Annotated in this window: 16 protein-coding genes; 6 read left to right on the forward strand and 10 right to left on the reverse strand. The window is 38.4% G+C overall.

Features of this window, described 5'->3' with window-relative positions:
• Nucleotides 1-126: 126 nt before the first annotated feature.
• A complete protein-coding gene (gene tnpB / locus AC3EA5_RS16585) occupies nt 127-1,260 on the forward strand; it encodes an IS200/IS605 family element RNA-guided endonuclease TnpB (RefSeq protein ID WP_488609319.1) in 1,134 nt (377 codons plus the stop codon).
• Between the two features lie 147 nt (nt 1,261-1,407).
• Here the strand turns inward: tnpB and AC3EA5_RS16590 are convergent, their stop codons facing one another.
• From AC3EA5_RS16590 to AC3EA5_RS16605, 4 genes are all read right to left on the reverse strand, one after another.
• A complete protein-coding gene (locus tag AC3EA5_RS16590; protein ID WP_488609320.1) occupies nt 1,408-3,774 on the reverse strand; it encodes a penicillin acylase family protein in 2,367 nt (788 codons plus the stop codon).
• A 117-nt stretch (nt 3,775-3,891) separates the two neighbouring features.
• Nucleotides 3,892-5,364: a potassium/proton antiporter gene (locus AC3EA5_RS16595; protein WP_488609321.1), complete on the reverse strand. Its 1,473-nt coding sequence runs from the start codon at nt 5,362-5,364 to the stop codon at nt 3,892-3,894.
• Nucleotides 5,365-5,454: 90 nt separating this feature from the next.
• Nucleotides 5,455-6,381 (reverse strand): UDP-N-acetylmuramate dehydrogenase, encoded by a 927-nt coding sequence (gene murB, locus AC3EA5_RS16600; protein WP_488609322.1) that lies wholly within the window; start codon nt 6,379-6,381, stop codon nt 5,455-5,457.
• 75 nt (nt 6,382-6,456) lie between these two features.
• On the reverse strand, nt 6,457-6,765 hold the full coding sequence (locus AC3EA5_RS16605) for a winged helix-turn-helix transcriptional regulator (protein ID WP_394188247.1): 309 nt from the start codon (nt 6,763-6,765) through the stop codon (nt 6,457-6,459).
• A 214-nt stretch (nt 6,766-6,979) separates the two neighbouring features.
• On the opposite strand from AC3EA5_RS16605, the gene AC3EA5_RS16610 reads away from it, so the two are divergent.
• Nucleotides 6,980-7,507, forward strand: coding sequence for a YceI family protein (locus AC3EA5_RS16610; protein ID WP_488609463.1), 528 nt, complete (start codon nt 6,980-6,982; stop codon nt 7,505-7,507).
• 346 nt (nt 7,508-7,853) lie between these two features.
• On the opposite strand, the gene AC3EA5_RS16615 is transcribed toward AC3EA5_RS16610, so the two are convergent.
• A complete protein-coding gene (locus tag AC3EA5_RS16615; RefSeq protein WP_488609323.1) occupies nt 7,854-10,019 on the reverse strand; it encodes a bifunctional diguanylate cyclase/phosphodiesterase in 2,166 nt (721 codons plus the stop codon).
• 190 nt (nt 10,020-10,209) lie between these two features.
• On the opposite strand from AC3EA5_RS16615, the gene AC3EA5_RS16620 reads away from it, so the two are divergent.
• Both AC3EA5_RS16620 and AC3EA5_RS16625 read left to right on the forward strand, forming a co-directional pair.
• The gene (locus AC3EA5_RS16620) at nt 10,210-11,937 is read left to right on the forward strand and encodes an ABC transporter ATP-binding protein (protein ID WP_488609324.1); all 1,728 of its coding nucleotides are present in this window, start codon (nt 10,210-10,212) and stop codon (nt 11,935-11,937) included.
• A 139-nt stretch (nt 11,938-12,076) separates the two neighbouring features.
• Complete coding sequence (locus AC3EA5_RS16625) at nt 12,077-12,442, forward strand: DUF2500 domain-containing protein (RefSeq protein ID WP_488609464.1); 366 nt, start codon at nt 12,077-12,079, stop codon at nt 12,440-12,442.
• A 95-nt stretch (nt 12,443-12,537) separates the two neighbouring features.
• On the opposite strand, the gene AC3EA5_RS16630 is transcribed toward AC3EA5_RS16625, so the two are convergent.
• Complete coding sequence (locus AC3EA5_RS16630) at nt 12,538-13,173, reverse strand: FMN-dependent NADH-azoreductase (protein ID WP_394188243.1); 636 nt, start codon at nt 13,171-13,173, stop codon at nt 12,538-12,540.
• A gap of 118 nt (nt 13,174-13,291) precedes the next feature.
• Nucleotides 13,292-13,999, reverse strand: a complete 708-nt coding sequence (locus tag AC3EA5_RS16635) for a DsbA family oxidoreductase (RefSeq protein WP_488609325.1) — start codon at nt 13,997-13,999, stop codon at nt 13,292-13,294.
• 105 nt (nt 14,000-14,104) lie between these two features.
• On the opposite strand from AC3EA5_RS16635, the gene AC3EA5_RS16640 reads away from it, so the two are divergent.
• Nucleotides 14,105-14,893 carry an AAA family ATPase gene (locus AC3EA5_RS16640; protein WP_488609326.1) on the forward strand — a complete coding sequence of 263 codons (789 nt, stop codon included), beginning with the start codon at nt 14,105-14,107 and terminating at the stop codon, nt 14,891-14,893.
• Nucleotides 14,894-15,243: 350 nt separating this feature from the next.
• Here the strand turns inward: AC3EA5_RS16640 and AC3EA5_RS16645 are convergent, their stop codons facing one another.
• Nucleotides 15,244-16,173, reverse strand: a complete 930-nt coding sequence (locus tag AC3EA5_RS16645) for a manganese-dependent inorganic pyrophosphatase (RefSeq protein ID WP_488609327.1) — start codon at nt 16,171-16,173, stop codon at nt 15,244-15,246.
• Nucleotides 16,174-16,220: 47 nt separating this feature from the next.
• The gene (locus tag AC3EA5_RS16650) at nt 16,221-16,658 is read right to left on the reverse strand and encodes an Rrf2 family transcriptional regulator (protein WP_488609328.1); all 438 of its coding nucleotides are present in this window, start codon (nt 16,656-16,658) and stop codon (nt 16,221-16,223) included.
• Nucleotides 16,659-16,812: 154 nt separating this feature from the next.
• Between AC3EA5_RS16650 and hmpA the strand changes: the two genes are divergently transcribed.
• Nucleotides 16,813-17,997: an NO-inducible flavohemoprotein gene (hmpA, locus tag AC3EA5_RS16655; protein WP_488609329.1), complete on the forward strand. Its 1,185-nt coding sequence runs from the start codon at nt 16,813-16,815 to the stop codon at nt 17,995-17,997.
• A gap of 579 nt (nt 17,998-18,576) precedes the next feature.
• On the opposite strand, the gene AC3EA5_RS16660 is transcribed toward hmpA, so the two are convergent.
• Nucleotides 18,577-19,371: an alpha/beta fold hydrolase gene (locus AC3EA5_RS16660; protein ID WP_488609330.1), complete on the reverse strand. Its 795-nt coding sequence runs from the start codon at nt 19,369-19,371 to the stop codon at nt 18,577-18,579.
• Nucleotides 19,372-19,428 lie beyond the last annotated feature (57 nt).

Raw genomic sequence — 19,428 nt, forward strand, 5'->3', positions numbered from 1 at the left:
CCTCAAGGAATGAAAAGGGCGAAGCCTAATGAGTAGGTGGGAGATGGATGTCGGTTGGCGGTAGCCAAAACTTTCCTCACGATGATACAATGAGAACAAACATTCGTATCGTTAGGAGTGAAAATCATGTTAGTCAATAAGGCATACAAATTCCGGATCTACCCAACCAAAGAACAAGAAATTCTCATTGCTAAAACAATCGGATGCAGTCGTTTCGTATTCAATCGCTTTTTAGGGTTATGGAACGATACATACAAAGAAACTGGCAAAGGATTAACGTACCATTCTTGTTCGGCTGAATTAACACATTTAAAAAAGGAATTAGTATGGCTTAAAGAAATTGATAGCATTGCACTTCAATCCTCACTTAAAAACCTTGCTGATTCCTATTCACGATTTTTCAAGAAACAAAATAAAGCACCACGCTTCAAGTCTAAAAAGAATAAGGTGCAATCCTACACGACTAAAAAAACAAATAATAACATTGCCATTGTAGACAACAAAATAAAATTACCGAAACTGGGTCTAGTTCGCTTTGCAAAAAGTCGTGAAGTAGAAGGGCGTATTATTCGTGCGACTATTAGACAAAATCCTAGTGGCAAATATTTTGTATCCATCTTGGTCGAAACAGACGTTCAACCATTGGAGAAAACGGAATCATCTATTGGGATAGACTTAGGTATCACTGACTTTGCAATTTTTTCTGATGGTCGCAAGATGGACAATAATAAGTTCACATCAAAGACGGAAAAGAAAATAAAGCGTGAACAACGGAAACTTTCAAGACGTGCATTGAATGCTAAAAACAAGGGGATAAGCCTTCTTGATGCCAAAAACTATCAGAAGCAAAAGATAAAAGTCGCTAGATTGCACGAAAGAATAATGAACCAACGTCACGATTTCCTTAACAAATTAAGTACAGACATCATCAAAAACCACGATATTGTCTGTATCGAAGATTTGAATACCAAAGGAATGTTACGCAATCATAAGTTAGCCAAATCAATCTCTGATGTATCGTGGTCTGCTTTTGTATCGAAATTAGAATACAAGGCGAAATGGTATGGTAAAACCATCGTAAAAATAAGCAGATGGTTCCCGTCTAGTCAAATATGTTCCAATTGTGGACATCAGGATGGCAAGAAATCTCTTGAAATAAGGGATTGGACTTGTCCTGTTTGCCACGAACATCACAATAGAGATATAAATGCCAGCAAAAACATCCTAGCCGAAGGCTTAAGAACCTTAGTTTTGGTTTAAACAAAAGGGTAGAACCGTAGGAATCTCCGGGGATAGCTTGGTCAATAAGAGAAGCCTCTGTTGACAAAGAAATACGTTAACAAGTACGCTCTGTTCCCAAGAATCTCCCACTTCAATCAGACCGTAAGGTCGATAAGTGGGGGTAGTTCAATCAGCCTTCAATTTTAATACATGCTCTTTTTCTTGATTTCCACTAATGACGGTTTCATGATACTCGCCTTCAGCCCAGTCGTCTACTTGGTTGTGGAACCAATCAGATTTCATGTGACCACTTTGACCGGGTCCGACGATATGATAGGCACTTGATAAATCAGCTAAGTCCGCAACAAATCGCCAGGAAGCACCGTGGTCAACTGATCCATCTTCTTGGAATCCAGCAGCTTGAACAGTAATATTTGATCCGCCAACCGGTACTGATTTCGGATTTAAGAAATACGCAAATATGGGTGAAGCACCTGCGAGCGGGTGATCAAATGTAAGTTGATGATAATCTCCCCATTTCCAGTCACCTACGTCTTCACCAAACGTATCTTCTATCGTGGCCACCGAATCTACAAATGATTGATAAACCCATTTGTCAATTCCCCCTTTTTCAGTTATCCACGCACCATCTTTACCTGCATATCCATCACGCATCATTTGATCAGTGATATTTCCTTTTCCTGCTAGCATATCATAGACGTCTTCAGGCATCTGATCTTTAAACAACGTCATTGGAAGCTGCTTAATCCATTTATGAAAAATGAGTGGAGCTGCAGAATTAGCTTCATCTACTTGATTCCAATTTTTTAATTCTTTCAATTGATCACTGTATTTATTTTCAGTATCTAATTTTTCTACTGATTGAACCATGTCATCTATAAATTCTCTTGCTTGAAGATTATGCTGGTCCATTTGCAAGGCCATCATATCTTCTTTCGTTAGTTTATCGCCTTCTTTTAAAACCTCGGCAATTCGTTCATAGCGGTATGACTGAGCCCAAAAATCCGTTAAGTGATAGGGATAAGATTCATCTACGACTTGATTGTTCGCAGTCGCAATAAATCCTTCATCTGGATTTACGACAGTTGGTAGCTCATCATACGGCACGAATCCATCCCATCCATACTCACTTGAATTTCCTGGCACAGGAAGTTGAGCATCCCCTAACTTACGTATCGGAATTCTTCCGTTCGCTTTGTACGCAATCGTTCCGTCCTTCGCTGCAAAAACAAAGTTTTGTGCAGGTGCATGGAAATCTTCCAATGCTGTTTCAAACTCTTCCCAATTGGTGGCTTTATTCATATTCAATACAGCCTGTAATTCTAATGTCGGATCAAGAGCCGTCCACTGCATTGAGAACTGAGCACTTGGTTCTTCCTCGTCGAACATGACATTCGAAATGATTGGACCATGACGGGTAACTACTACTTCAAAATCGATTGTTTCTCCGTCTTTAACTTTAATCGGTTCTTTTCGAACAGTGGCTTGCTCCCACTTGCCGTCGTATTCAAATTCAGTCGGATTTTCCGGATTTGGTGTTTCGATATACAAATCTTGCACATCGGGTCCTACGTTCGTTACACCCCAAGCAATTTCTTCATTGTGACCTAAAATAATCCCTGGAATCCCTGCAAAAATGACCCCACTTACGTTTTGTTCAGGAGACTGTAAATGCATTTGGTACCAGATTGATGGAGTACTCAGACCTAGATGTGGATCATCTGCTAATAAAGGCATTCCCGACTCCGTTTTATCACCCGAGACAACCCAGTTATTACTTCCATTGAACTCGTTTGGAATAACTTCCGGCATAAACTGTCCTGCCACTTCTACCTGATTCTCTAAGTTCGCTTCGATAATAGCGGGTTTGTCTTCAGGATATGTAATGAACAATTCGCGAGCCTTTTCTTCAGGAAAATTCCCTAGTGCCCAGTGACGAATCGCTAAACTCGACCAATGACCACCTAAATCGTACGCCATAAATTTACCAATCGTTAAGGAATCTACTTCTGTCCATGGTTCCGGCTCGTAACCTAGCAACTTAAATTCAAAAGAATACTTTCCAGCTTCCTTCGCTTCAGCCATATAGGCATTGACGCCTTCTGCATACCATTTAAGAACTTGTTTCGCTTCTTCCCCATAGCCATCCCATGAATCTTTAGCCGCTTCTCTCAAGCTAAATGTTCGAAAGAATTGATCCGTTGTCACGGCTGCTTCTCCCACAACTTCAGACAATCTCCCGCTAGCTTGTCTTCGCGCTAAATCCATTTGAAACATTCGGTCTTGTGCTTGCACAAACCCTTGCGCTCGGTATAAATCCGCATCATTTTCCGCAAGAATATGTGGTACCCCCTGCTCGTCTCTTGTCACTGTCACTTCTTGATCTAAAATTTCGACTGTCATTTCTCCAGAAATTTGAGGTTTAGATTTTCCTATGTATACGTTAATGACGACTACTGCAATGATGAGCAATAAGACCAGACTTCCTACAATCCATAACAACCACTTTCCAAGTTTACGTTTCCCCTTCATTCCCCTAATTCCCCCTAGACTTCTTTCTTATGAAATTCGCTTAATTTATAGAATTCTCCTGCACAAAGAAAAAACTATTTAGTGTATCTAAACAACGATACGCTAAATAGTTTTTGTTTATTTCATATTTTCTTCGGCCAACACTAATTTCACGTTTTTCACTTGATCTTTCTCCGTCAAAATATATAACACGTCTTTAGGCTCTAACTTTGTTGACCCTGTTGGCATAACCAAATCACCATCACGAATGATTGCACTGATGACGGTTTTCTTTGGTAATCCAATCGTTTGTAAAAGCTGCCCAGCGAATGGAGACGAGGCTGAAAGTTCAACTTCTAGCATCTCAGCATTTGCTCGATCCATGGATACAAGCTCTAACGAGTGAATACGTTTCGGAACAGCTGGACCGTTTAATTTCAATAAATTCGCCACGACTGGAATCGTCGATCCTTGTAATAAAGCTGAACTTAAAACAATGAAAAATACGATATTAAAATACAGATGGCTATTTTCCATACCTGCTAACATGGGGAATGTAGCTAAAACAATCGGGACCGCTCCACGTAATCCTGCCCAAGAAATAAACCACTTCTCCTTGAGTGTGTAAGGGAAGAAACTTGTTGAAATAAAGACAGCAATAGGTCTAGCAATTGCTATTAGGACAAATGACAATACGAGTCCTTTCCAAATTAAATCCCAGTTAGCGAGTTCACTAGGGAATACAAGTAACCCTAAAATCACAAACATAGCAATTTGCATAAGCCATGCAAATCCTTCGTGGAAACTGATGATGGAATGACTATGTCTTAATTCACGGTTTCCTATAATCATGGCAGCTATGTAAACAGCCAATAGACCACTACCACCTAATACTGCGGTAATACTATATATGAAGACAGCAAATCCAGCTGATAATACGGCATAAAGTCCACCTGCATCTAACTTGATTTTATTCATCGTCTTAGAAGCAAAAATTCCTAGTCCAAATCCAAACAAGACGCCTAAGCCCATTTGCAAAAAGAACATCCCCGCTAGCGACCAAGCGGACGTATCCGGCATCATAATCCATTCTATAAAAACAATGGTTAAGAACATGGCCATCGGATCATTCGTTCCAGATTCAGCCTCTAATGTCGATGAAAGTTTCTGCTTGATATTTTGACCCGCTAATACGGAAAATACAGCAGCGGCGTCAGTAGAACCTACGATGGATCCCAGAAGAAAGGCTTCTAACCATCCGATACCTAAAACATAATAAGCGGCAACAGCTACAATGGAAGTAGTCACCAAAACTCCAACAGTTGCTAAAACAATTGACCCGCCAAGAACTGGCTTGACCTGTTTCCATTGAGTTTGAAGTCCACCTTCAAACAAAATAATAATAAGGGCTAAGACACCAACCATTTGTGCTACTTTTGCATTTGAAAAATAGATAAGTCCAGAAATATCGCTACCTAATAACATTCCTAAAAATATAAAGAGAATAAGGGCAGGAACTCCTGCGCGAGCTGACAATTTCGTCATCAATACGCCACTTAAAAGAAAAATACCCATTAAAAGAATGGCAAAATCAGTTGTGAAATTCTCCATTAGTCCCTCCTTGCATAACCTGTGATGTTATCTATATTGTACAGGAAGAAGGGTGAATTTAGCACAAAAAAGCCTTGAATTCAAAAGAATTCAAGGCTTTTCTTCTACATTTTCACCAACGATTTTCACTTCTAGTTCGAGGTCAATTCCAAATACATCTTTTACCTTCGATTTAACCATTTCAATCGTTTGTATATAATCTGTTGCAGTGGCATTGTTTTTATTCACAATAAACCCAGCATGTTTTGTCGATACTTCTGCCCCACCGAAACCCTTACCTTGCAATTCACAATCTTGAATCAGCTTCCCTGCAAAATAACCAGGAGGTCTTTTGAAGACACTACCTGCTGAAGGATATTCTAATGGTTGTTTCGATTCTCTTAAGTGTGTTAAATCGGCGATTTTTGCATCAATTGCTAATTGTTCACCTTCAGCTAAATCGAATTCAGCAGACAATACATAATATCCTTGCTTTGTAATAACACTCTTGCGGTAGTCTAATTCAAGTTCCTCTTTAGAAAGAACAAGTTTGACTCCTTCTTTTGTCAAAACAGTTGCTTGATAAATAATATCTTTTATTTCCCCACCATAAGCTCCAGCATTCATGGCCATTGCTCCGCCAATTGAACCTGGAATTCCGCACGCAAACTCAAGACCCGTTAACTTTTCTTTCGCCGCTGCTCTTGATACATCAATAATATCAACGCCTGCTTCTGCTAGGACTCTTGTTCCATTAATTTCTATACGATTAAGCATTTGCAAATTTAATACAATCCCACGTACTCCACCATCACGAACAACCATGTTCGATCCGTTTCCAAGGAGTAATAAAGGAACATTATTTTCATGAGCATATGCAACTACAAAAATAGTCTCTTCTTCAGTTAATGGGGTGACATAAAGGTCTGCGAGTCCACCCATTTTCGTCATTGTATGCAAGTTTAGTGGTTCATCTATTAAGACACAGTCATGTGCTAAAGTTGCTGTTAAGCCTTCATACCAACGTTGTTTAGTCATGTAAAGCCAAATCCTTTCGGTTACCTCTTTCCATTGTATAGTATGCGTTTTAACCGCAGATTTGACAAGTGAAAATCACGATAACCATACTTTTGACCACTGTTCGATTCCAGCAATTGCATCTTTCAGCCCTCTGCCTTTATCGGTTAATGAGTATTCTACTTTAACTGGAACATCTGTATACACACGTCGTTCCACGATTCCTTCTTTTTCTAGCTCCTTTAAACGTTCTGAAAGCAGTCGACCACTAACAGGTAAAGCAGACTCAATTTCATTAAAACGCTGGGGACCATCTAACAATTGATACAAAATCAAACCCGTCCAACGTTTCCCTATTAACTCCATCGCTTTCGATAAGCGTGGACACAAAGTAGTTTCTTTCATATTCCATCACCTCTTATTGCCCCCATTATAACGGAAAACTCACTATAAGTAACGCGACAAGTAATTACATTACTATTTATAACCTATTAACATTTGATCATCAAAACTATTTTATCTTGAATTAAAACTATTTTAATTCAAACATATTGACATCGAGATATTCAGCATATATAGTTAGCTTAGAAATAAAAAAACCCCTTGGAGGATGATTATGATGAAAAAATGGAACGTAGACGCAGCTCACTCAACTTTAGGTTTCTCAGTAAAACATATGATGGTGTCAAAAGTACGAGGAAATTTCGGTGAATTTGATGCTCATGTTGAAGCAAACGAAACAGACTTAACAGGCGCTAATATTCAATTCAACATTAAAGTGCCAAGCATTAACACAAATAGCGCAGATCGTGATAACCACTTACGTTCAGCTGACTTCTTTGATGCTGAAGCATACCCAGAAATTAAATTCGTAGCAAACAACATCACGAAAAAAGGCGATGACAAATACGATATCGCTGGTGATATGACAATTAAAGATGTTACTAAACCTGTCGTTTTCGATGCTGAATACGAAGGAAAAGGAACTAACCCTTGGGGACAAGAAGTTGTCGGCTTTACAGCTGAAACAAAAATCAATCGTAAAGATTTCGGTTTAACTTGGAATCAAGCACTTGAAACTGGTGGTGTATTAGTAGGAGAAGACGTAAAACTTTCTCTAGAAATTCAAGCAAACCCAGCTGAATAATTAATAAAAAAGACATCATCTAATTCCTATTTGGAATCAGGTGATGTCTTTACTTGTTTTTATTTGATACTTATTAGAAGTTGATTGGCTATCTGAAGACTCCTGCGAAATAAAGAAACAAGCTAAACCCACAGTCAACGAATTGTGCACAATTCGTTTGCGACGAGTAACCGCAGGAGCATAGGTTTTTAACAGACGAGGAGGCTGGCGTTTCTTCCGCGGAAAGCGAAAGAAATAGCCGATCAACTTCTTTTTCGATTGAGTATAAAAGTTAAGAACTTGAATTTTACGCAGTTATCACCTAATCAAAAAATGCAATTCCCTCTCAATGAAGGAATTGCATTTTTTAATAAGTCCATTTTTGGTCAATCAGTTTGATGGCAAGTTCAGCAACCATCGGACGGCTGATAAGGAATCCTTGAATTTTATGAGCACCCATTTCTTTTAATAAAAACAATTGCTCTTCTGTTTCGACACCTTCCATTACCGTGGTCATGCCCAAGTTTTTGGCGATATCCAAAATTCCTTGTAAAATAATTTGTGACTTTTCGCCTTCATTTTCCATAATCATTAGGAATGAACGATCCACTTTAACATGTTGTATAGGTAAAAGTTTTAAAATCGATAATGATGAGTAACCCGTTCCAAAATCATCAAGTGCAGTTTGAACACCGTATTCGTTGAGCTCCGTCAATAATACAGATGCTAATTCACTGTTTTGTACAGCGACCGTCTCCGTTATCTCGAACATTAAACTATTAGGTGAAATACCAACTTCTTGAATAATCGACTTAATGTCATTCATGAAATCGGGATGCATCATTTGTTTGACTGAAATATTAATTGCTACGTGGAAACCATCATGTAACTCATTTTCCCACTGTTTTACTTGCAGTGCCACTTGTCTTATTATCCATCGACCCACTGGAACGATTAAATCATTATCTTCAAGTAATGGAATAAATTCAATGGGTGAAACGGCTCCAATTAATGGCGACTCCCATCGTAGTAAAGCCTCAAAGCTCTTGATCTTTTGCGTTGATAATTCATACACCGGTTGGTAAACCATGTAGTATTCATTATTATGGAGTGCATGGACAACATTATTTGCTATTAATCTTGCACGTTCATTCTGATTTGCTAATTCTTGAGAGAAGAAGACTGCACGATTTCCACCTAACTTCTTGGCTTCTTGTACAGCAAATGTAGCATCTTGCATCATTAAGTCAGGCCAATCTCCTAATTCGGATTTTCGTATCCCAAGACTTAACGTCATCCATATGCTTTCAAACGTTGAAAGCTCAAGAGGTTCTCCCATTAACTTCACTAAAGCAGTTGTCATTGTTTTTAATTCTTCTTCATCTTGTGTAGAAACCAGTAAAACGAATTCATCTCCACCAACTCGATACAAATCATTGCGATTAGCAAACTCTTGAATTTTATTACTTACTTCAAAGAGTACTCTGTCACCAATTTGATAGCCATTCCGCTCGTTTATTTCTTTAAAACGGTCTAGATTCACAAAAAATAAAGTGAAATTCTTAAAGTTTGTTGGATCCAAGTCTCTTTTCAATTTTTCTTCAAGTACGACACGGTTTGGTAAGTTTGTTAATAAATCACGTTTCAACAAATTGTCTTCACGTACTTCATTTCTTCGTATGTAAAATAAGATTCCGCATAATATCAAGAATGTCACAGCAACAACTAATGTATTGCGCCAAAAAATCGTTGAAATCCGATTATCTAGAGCGTTTGTATAGGAATCGACAAGCACTGTCCAATCAGCTCCTGCACGTTGGAACATTACAAAATGCGCCGAATCTTCCTCAACTAAAATTGAACCACTCTCTTTTACTTTCATTTGTTCTTTAATATCTGCTGCATAATTGAATCGATTATCAAATGGCTCATCTGTCGTCGAAAAAACTAGTTGTTCTTCTTTAAATAAATACAGACTGCCTGGAAGACTTGACTCTTTTGCCACGGAACCTAGAATATTCCCCATATTCACGACACCAGACAGAACGCCAATTACTTCATCCCCCTTTTTAACAGGGAGTCGGATTGCCGTTACTATTTGGTCAGGATCTTGGTAAAGAGGAAATAAATCACTAAACACCACTTCACCTTGCAAAGCGCGTTCAAATGATTCAATCTGATTCACTTTAAAACGTGATCCATCACCAGCTAAAGTTTCACCTTCTGGGTTAATGAAACCTAAAGATGTGAAAAATGGCATCTTGTCACGTTGATTTGCCAAGAACTCAATGATTTCTTCATCATTACCATCTAATAACACTAAATAATTTGCGATAAGTTCTAATTCTGCAACTCTTTCATTCGAAAATTTGTTCGTTTCGTCTGTAAAGTTCTTTAACAATTCATTCGTTTCATTATCTACAGTTTCAATTACATATTCTTTTGTATCTTGATAATTAATTATGGTTAATGCAACGACTGTCAGAAGAATTAATGAAAGTAATACATAAGCTTGTATTTGCCTTTTTGACACTTCGTCACACCCTAACGTTCGTCTCTTTTTGTATATGTATCATTAAATGTAATTAAATACCATTTAAATTTTTCCTTCCATACATATACATTGTCGAACAATGTCAGAAAATAGTCAATGTGTTTTATGATATATTTATATCAGTTTAAGACAATTCTATGCCAATAGATGATACGAAAGGAGTATTTTGATGGAAAATAAAAGTGAAAAATCGACAAAACCTTTTTTCCAATTAATGAAATCCTTAAAATGGCCTATTGGCGTTACCATCTTCGCCATCTTTCTCGCATTAGCAGAAACAATAACGGGTTTGGTCGTTCCTTTAGTTACAAAAAATTTAGTTGATACGTTAACAACTTCCAGCATCGATTGGAAATTAATCTTGTTATTATTAGGCGTTTTTCTACTTCAAGCTGTTGCTGGAGGAGTTTCCTATTATTTACTAACATTTATCGGTGAAACGATTGTGGCTGATTTAAGGAGAAAGTTGTGGAGAAAAGTTCTACGTTTACCAATTCCTTTTTATGATGCCAATGAAACTGGCGAAACGATGAGCCGCATTACACAAGATACATCTATACTTAAGCAGCTAATCACAGGTCATTTAGTCACTTTTGTATCAGGCATTATCTCCGTTGTTGGTTCTGTTATTATCCTGTTTTTCATTGACTGGAAAATGACCATGATTATGTTAGTAAGTGTGCCTATTTCCATGGCTATTATTATTCCGCTCGGGCGTAAAATGCATAAAGTGGCAAAAGGTACGCAAGAAGAAATGGCCAAGTTTTCTGGTTTACTCGGACGTGTTTTGTCAGACATTCGTCTTGTGAAATCCTATCGCGCAGAAGAAACAGAGAGTGTAAAAGGTGACCGTGCGATTGGTGAGCTATTCCAATTCGGACTGAAAGAAGCACGCATTCAATCGATTATTTCACCTTTGATGACTTTATTAATGATGGGTATTCTTGTGCTCATCCTTGGTTATGGAGGCATGCAAGTATCTAAGGGCGAGTTATCAGCAGGTTCTCTCGTTGCGATTATCTTTTATTTATTCCAAATCGTGGTGCCTTTTGCACAAATGGCGTCCTTCTTTACTGCCTATCAAAAAGCGGTGGGGGCGACAGAACGTATTCAGTTCATGCTGGAGCTTGATCATGAAACCATTTCAGGATCTCCTAAGCAAAGTGAAGACAAACTACGATTCGACAACGTTAGTTTTTCTTATAATGAAGACAAAAAAATACTGAATGGTGTATCTTTTGAAACCACACCTGGAACAGTCACCGCATTTGTTGGACCAAGTGGTGGGGGTAAAACCACCATTTTCTCTTTACTCGAACGTTTTTATGAACCCGACAGCGGAAAGATTTTCATTGGAGATGTTCCAATAAATGAATTTCCGCTTGGTGATTGGCGTGGACGACTTGGATACGTGTCGCAAGAAAGTCCACTAATGAACGGTTCACTCTTTGACAATATGACCTATGGCTTAGATGCAAAGCCTTCGGACGAGCAGTTGAAGGAAGCCGCGATTGCCGCCAATGCGTGGGAGTTTATCGAGAAGTTACCTCAAGGTGTGGAAACCTTAGTTGGTGAACGAGGCATGAAACTATCCGGTGGTCAACGTCAGCGAATTGCGATTACCCGTGCATTGTTATACAACCCACAAATTTTACTGTTAGACGAAGCAACCTCTAATTTAGACAGCGGTTCAGAAATATTGGTTCAAGAAGCACTCCAAGTATTAATGAAGGGTCGCACTACATTAGTAATCGCACATCGTTTAGCAACTGTCCTTCATGCAGATCAAATCTTGGTGTTAGAGGGTGGAGAGATTACGGGTAGAGGAACGCATAGTGAATTATTCGATTCACATACATTATATAAAGAGTTTGCACTAGGGCAAGGGTTGTCGTAGGGAGAGTGGCTATGTGTAGAAACTCATGAGGATAATCTATCTACACAGTTTGGTCGCCACCTTTTCTCGCTTGAAACTATTCTCGCAATGATTCGTACAATATAGTAGCTTAGTATTTTAAGGAGTGTTTAATTTGTCGATGGATCCATATTCTTCGGGTGGTTTTGATTTATTTGGAGCAATGTTCGTTATTATCCCCGTCCTTATAATTGGTGTTTTTATTTTTATTTTCGTTAAAGGTATTAGTGAATGGAGCTCGAATAATAAATCTCCGATTCTTAGTGTCCCTGCGGAAGTTATAACGAAACGTACGCGAACTTCTGGCGGTCATGGGAATTCTGCTGCCAGCACTTCTTATTACGTAACTTTTGAAGTACAAAGTGGAGATCGTATCGAACTTCGAGTAAATGGTTCGGAATTTGGTATGTTGGCCGAGCAAGATTTAGGGATTTTGACATTCCAAGGTACACGCTATAAAGGCTTTGAACGAGACAAAACGGTTTAGAACGGCAAAAAGAGGAATGGACATTGTGTCCACTCCTCTTTTTTATATCGTTTAATACGTATAAGAAACGACTTCGCATTATTCTTTTAATCCTTTTAGACTGTTACTGTTGCTAAACGAGATGCGACAGTTTTCACGTCTTCCATTCCGTCTGCAATGATTTGTTGTGCACGATCTGGGAATTGGTTGTGTCCTTCGATGATTACTTCTTCAATGTCCGTGATGCCGAAGAAATTCATAATCAGACGTACATAGTTTACGCTCATTTCCATAGGTGCCATTTCTGGAGTTGAGTAAACGCCACCGCGTGCATTTAAGATGATTACTTTTTTATCAGGAACTAAACCGACTGGGCCGTTTTCACTGTATGCGAATGTGACACCCGCTCTGTAAATGTAATCAATAAATGTTTGTAATGGTGCTGGAATTGTTTTATTCCATAACGGAAAGGCAAACACGACAACGTCTGCATCCATGAAAGCATCCATTGCTTTATTAGCAGCAGTTAAAATACGTTGTTCGATGTCGTTTAATGGCTCAGCTTGAGCTGATTTGCCCATTGCGTTAAAGAAGTCTTGACCGAAGTAAGGCATATCTTCTTCAAATACATCAAATGTTTGGATATTCAAATCTTTGCCTTTCGTTAATTCATTCATAAATACTTCATGCATTTTACTTGAAATGCCTTCTGTAGAAGGACGATTATTTGCTTTTACGACTAAAATGTTCATTTATATAACTCCTCTAACGCTTTAAATTTTATCTTGATTTAAAATATCTTTAATTCAAGATATATGAATATAATAAAAGAGCCGTCTTCAAAAGTCAAAGACTATGCTCTCTCATCAATTAAATATCACATGAATCATCTTTACAGATTCCTACATCGTCTTGACCAAGCGTCTGAAGTTTTGGTGTTATCCCTTCTTCTTCAGCAACTTTCTTTAATGCATCAGCAAAAGCTTCTGCTGGTTGAGCTCCAGAAATAGCGTATTTACGATTGATGACGAAAAACGGCACACCTTGTACACCGAGTAACATACCTTCTTGAACATCTTGCTTTACTTCGACTTCAAAAGCATTTGAAGCTAAAACTTCAGCTGCTTTTTCACGGTCTAGACCGATTTCTTCAACTACATCTAATAACACATCATGACGACCAATTTCTTTTGTTTCAATGAAATGTGCTTTTAATAAACGTTCGTTCACTTCTACTGGCTTCCCTTGGCTCTCTGCCCACTTTGCTAAACGATGTGCATCAAAAGTGTTGGCGTGTTTAATACGATCGAAATCGTATGTTAAACCTACCGTTTCCGCTTGTTGGCTAACCGAGGCTGTCATTTTTTTGGCCGCTTCAGGTGTCGTATTATATTTTTCAGCAAGTATTTCGTATGTTGATTTATCTGAAGTTGCTGGAGAGTTTGGATCTAATTCATAAGCTTTAAATTGAATCTCAATATTTTCTGATAGTCCTGATGACGCAATTGCTTTTTCTAATCGTCTTTTTCCTATATAACAAAATGGACAAACATAATCTGACCATACTTCTATTTTCATGTCATTCACCTCAAAATCAATTTTAGAGTGTTCCATAAAAGCTCGCAATCATTCTGCCTAGCAGATCGATCTATGCTAAAGTTTTGATAAAGGAGTGTGTTCTTAATGATATTACGTGAAGTTATTCGAAAGAAACGTTCTTCTAGAACGGATTACCCGTTCAATCTTCCATTGATTCAGCAATTCGAATCGCTCGTATTTTCAAATCCTGTCACAATCCTTGCAGGAGATAATGGTTCTGGAAAAACAACTTTGCTAGAAGGAATCGCAGCCGCGAGTGGAAGCATTTTAATTAGTGGAGAGTATTTAGAAAAAGACACGTCTTTTTCTCATGCATATGATCTATCTGAGGAGCTTAAACTGATTTGGTCTGTTCGAACCAAAAATGGATTTTTCTTTCGAGCCTCTGATTTCATTACATACACACGTGAATTAGCCAATATGCGTGAAAGCGCACGCATTACTTTGGAGGAAATTAAGAGAAGAGATCCTTTTAGCCTAGAAGTACTCCCTTATGCACGAACGTATTCTGAGCTTCGTCACTTATATGGCGAAGGCCTTGATGTGAGGTCGCACGGAGAGAGTTTTCTGGATTTATTCCAAGCGAGATTTAAACCGAATGGCTTGTATATTCTCGATGAGCCTGAGGCACCTTTGTCTCCAAATAAACAATTGTCATTCTTGGCTATCATGCATGACATGGTTAAAAATGGTGCACAATTTATCATTTCCACTCACTCACCAATCCTAATGGCATATCCTGAAGCTACTTTGCTTGAAATTCAAGATGATCAGCTTGTCCCAACAACATACGATGAAGTGGAGCATGTTCGGTTAACCTCAGATTTCATGAAAGACCCACAGCGATATTTAAGGCATTTACTTGATACGTAAAAAACGATGCTTATAACTTTACGAGCCCAACTAGACTCTCCCACAGCAAAGAGACATGAAGCGACTAGCGAAATGGCTCCCATTTGAATGGTTTTGGTTTTCGCTTCGCTTCTGTTTGAAAGAGTGTGTTTCAATGCAGAGTGTACTTGGTTAGTGAGACGGTTTTTTGTGGGGTGATGTGCTTTTGAAAATTTATCAATCAAACTGACGATTTATCAATCAAACTCCGCCTTTTATCAATCAAACGTGTCTCACAACCAAGTTAACTAGGCGAGCCAGCCTCTCTGCATATCTCCGAGATACCTACATACGTAAAAAGCCGATTCTCTAAATTGAGAACCGGCTTTTGTTTATTCACTTAAAGCTTCTGTTAAGACTGGTACTACTTGTTTCTTACGAGAAACAACGCCTTTTAATAAAGCTACGTTGTTAACGAAAGGCACGCCAAATGCTGCCTCAGCTTTGCTTGCTTGATTGCCTAATGCTAATGCAACTGAATCGTTGTTTAAGATATCAGTCACGACGAAGAAGAACAAATCGAGTCCTTTTTCCGCAATGTTTCTGTAGATTAAATCTTCCAATTCAACTTGACGATTCATAATGTCGTTCACATCAACCGCATTTACTTGGGCGATTTCTACTTTGTACTCACCCATTCCGAACTCTTTAGCATCTAGCGTTAATAAATCTTCAAGTGTTTTGTCACTTAAATCCGCTCCAGCTTTCAGCATCGCCATTCCGTATTCTTCAGCATTCACGCCTGCGATTACTTCCAGTTCTTTTGCCGCTGCAATATCTTGAGGTGTGCATGTAGGTGATTTAAATAATAAAGAATCTGAGATAATGGCAGATAGCATTAACCCAGCCATATTAGCAGGGATTTCTACTCCATTTTCTTTATATAATTTATTCAAAATCGTTGTTGTACAACCAACAGGTTCTGCACGGAAATACAACGGATCTGCCGTTTCAAAATTAGCGATTCGGTGATGATCGATAACCTCGATAACTTGTACCTCATCTATATCATCTACACTTTGTTGCTTTTCATTATGATCCACTAAAATAATTTGTTGAACTTCAGTTCCAGCTTTTTCAATCAAACGTGGAGCTTCAACCCCAAACGTTTCAAGGGCAAATGATGTTTCATTTTGCACATCACCTAAGCGCACCGCTTCTGCATCCATTCCTAGCTGACGCTTTAAATGTGCATAGACCAGTGCAGATGCAATTGAATCTGTATCTGGATTTTTATGCCCTACTACAAATACTTTTCCCATGAGAATCCTCCATTATTTAAAACTTATCGCTGTTTATTTTAACATACCTATTTCATAAACAAAATGGCACCGAGCTCTTCTTTATTGACCAATAAATCCTGTAATGTATACGCATCGAGTACTGATAAATACGCTGTTAAGGCTTGATGTAACACGTTTCTTAATTTACACACTGGCGTTATGACACAGCGATTAGAAGCACAATTAAAACATTCGACAAGATAGAAATCGTCCTCCATCTTCTTGACTACTTCGCCAACATTAATATTTATTGGATCATGTGCTAGGCGGATTCCGCCCCCTCTACCACGAACGGTTTCAATATAGCCATGTTTCCCTAATTCATAAGTGACTTTCATTAAATGATTTTTCGATATTCCATAAGCTGTTGAAATTTCTTGTATCGTTGACAACTGTGATCTTTCTTTTGACCCAACGTACATTAATACGCGAAGTGAAAAATCAGTGTACATAGTTAATCGCATATTTCACCGCACTTTCTCCATCATCATTATACCGAGTATGTCTTTTCCGTGAAAGAAATGTGTCTAAAATATTAAAGATGTATTTCATATATAGCTTTAAAATTTTATCGGGCGTAAGGTAAAGCTATCAAATGATGAAGGGTAGGAAAAACAAATGTTATCTTCTCAAACAATCAAAATCGTCAAATCTACTGCACCTGTCCTAGCGACTCACGGAACTGAAATCACAACGGTTTTTTATAAGAATTTATTTTCAGCTCATCCAGAGCTCTTGAATATTTTTAATCATGCTAATCAAAAACAAGGTCGCCAACAAGCGGCTCTTGCTAACACTGTATATGCTGCAGCTCAACATATCGATAATTTAGGTGCCATCTTACCTGTAGTTAAACAAATAGCGCATAAACATCGCTCGTTAGCTATAAAAGCTGAGCATTATCCAATCGTTGGCAAACATTTGCTTGGAGCTATAAAAGAAGTTCTAGGTGATGCTGCAACGGATGACATTATTCAAGCTTGGGGAGAAGCATATGGCGTAATTGCAGATGTATTTATCCAAGTAGAAAAAGACATGTACAATGAAGCGGCAACTCAAACAAATGGATGGGATGGATTTAAAGACTTTACGATTGTTAATAAAGTTGAAGAATCAGATGTCATCACATCATTTTATTTAAAACCAGCTGACGGAGCTGGCCTACCAAGCTTTAAACCAGGTCAATACATTACGATTCGTCTTAGCATTCCTGGTGAAACGTATCTATTTAATCGCCAATATAGCTTGTCACAATCACCTGGCCAAGACACGTATCGAATTTCTGTGAAAAAAGAAAATGAAATGAATCCAAATGGGAAGGTTTCAGTCTATCTTCACGAAGCCACTCAAATTGGTGATTCGATTGAAGTAACTGCACCTGCAGGGGATTTCTTCTTAGATGTCGAGAGTACTCGTCCGGTTACATTAATTAGCGGTGGTGTAGGCGTTACTCCAATGATGAGCATGTTAGAAACAATTTTCAAAACGACACCAACTCGACCTGTAGCCTTTTTACATGGCGCACGAAATAAAGCCTTGCACGCATTTGACGAAGATGTTCGCAAGTTGATGTCAACTATGGAAGACACAACCATGTTAACTCTATATTCTGATGAAAACCGAATGCTGACTAAAGAGTTATTAGCAGAAAACGTACTTCCAACTAGTGATATCTATGTTTGTGGACCTGTACCATTTATGAAAGCAATGATTAACACTCTTTATGAATTAGGTTTTGCAGCTGATCGCGTTCATTTTGAGTTCTTCGGTCCTGCTGTTTCACTTGAACCTGCAACAGTTTAAATTTTAAAAAAAGAATAGCAAGCACCACATTGAGTGCTTGCTATTTCCAGACTGTGGACAAATAAACAGTATTGCTTTCCATTGCAACGGTCGCTTTCCGGGGGGCATGGCTTTAGCCGCTTCCCTCGCGAGCTCAGTCCAGGGTCTAAAGCTCACGCTATTCCCCACGGAGTCGCCGTCTCCATTCCAAGCAACAGGCATAAAAATACATTTATATTTAAGATAATAACTTTTAATTTTTATGCCTGCTGCTTAGGGAATTTCTTCTGCATGTCTTATAAACTGTAATCATAATTATGCAAACTGTTCACTAGGAATGCGGTTGGCTATTTCTGAAGACTCCTGCGGAAAAACGAAATACGCTAGACCCCACAGGCAACGAATTGTGCACAATTCGTTTGCGACGAGTAACCGCAGGAGCATAGGTTTTTAACAGCCGAGGAGGCTAGCGTTTCGTCCGCGGAAAGCGAAAGAAATAGCCAACCAACATTTTTTTATCACGTTCAAAAGTCGAATTTTCAAGGTATTTATACAAACTGTAACTCTTTTGTCTACATTTATTGAAAAAAAGCTATCACCTTAAAAGGCGATAGCTTTCTTGTTTTGAATCATGGAAATAAAATCAATCGACAGCTCATTAAACATGTCAGGCTGATCGATGTTACACACATGACCTGAATCTTTAATTTTAATTAATTTAAATTCTTCATTTCGACGGACCAATTCTTCCACTGGTGGCATAAATAAGTAGTCTTCTTCCCCCATTAAAAATAAAGTGGGGATAGAATTTGTTTTCATTTGTAGTCGAGATAAATATGGATTAATTAACTTAGTTAATGAAAACCATTTAATAAACTCTTTTTGACACATTTTCTTCGCTTGATTCACAAAAACCATTCGGGATTCTTCATGACGTTTCTTCGGCATGATAATCCAAGCGAACAATTTGTATAGCAACATATAGGGAATAAAACGCTTTGTCATACGCCCTGTCCATAAGAGTAACTTTGTACGGATATCCAGTCGAATAATTGCTCCACCTAATATTAACGAAGAAATTCTTTCTGGAAAACGTTCTGCCATTGTTTGCGCAACAATTGTTCCTAGGGACATACCAATTACGTGTGTTTGTTCTATATTTAGTTCATTCAATACGTCTTTAACTTCATCTGCAATATGCGCAAATGAGTCGCCTTTTTTCCAACGACCACGAGCAGATTTACCGTGACCTCTTAGATCGATTAATAAGACATTATGGTCTTTTCTAAATTCACGTATTTGTTTGTACCAAATAGATGAACTTCCTCCTGCTCCGTGAACGAAAGAAACCCAAGGGGCTGATTCTGATGTGATATATGTTTTGTAGTGAAGCACTATCCTCAAACTCCTCTATCAATCTCTTTCTTCTATTAAACAACGTATACGTAGAGG

The sequence above is a fragment of the Paenisporosarcina sp. genome (genome assembly GCF_057785155.1).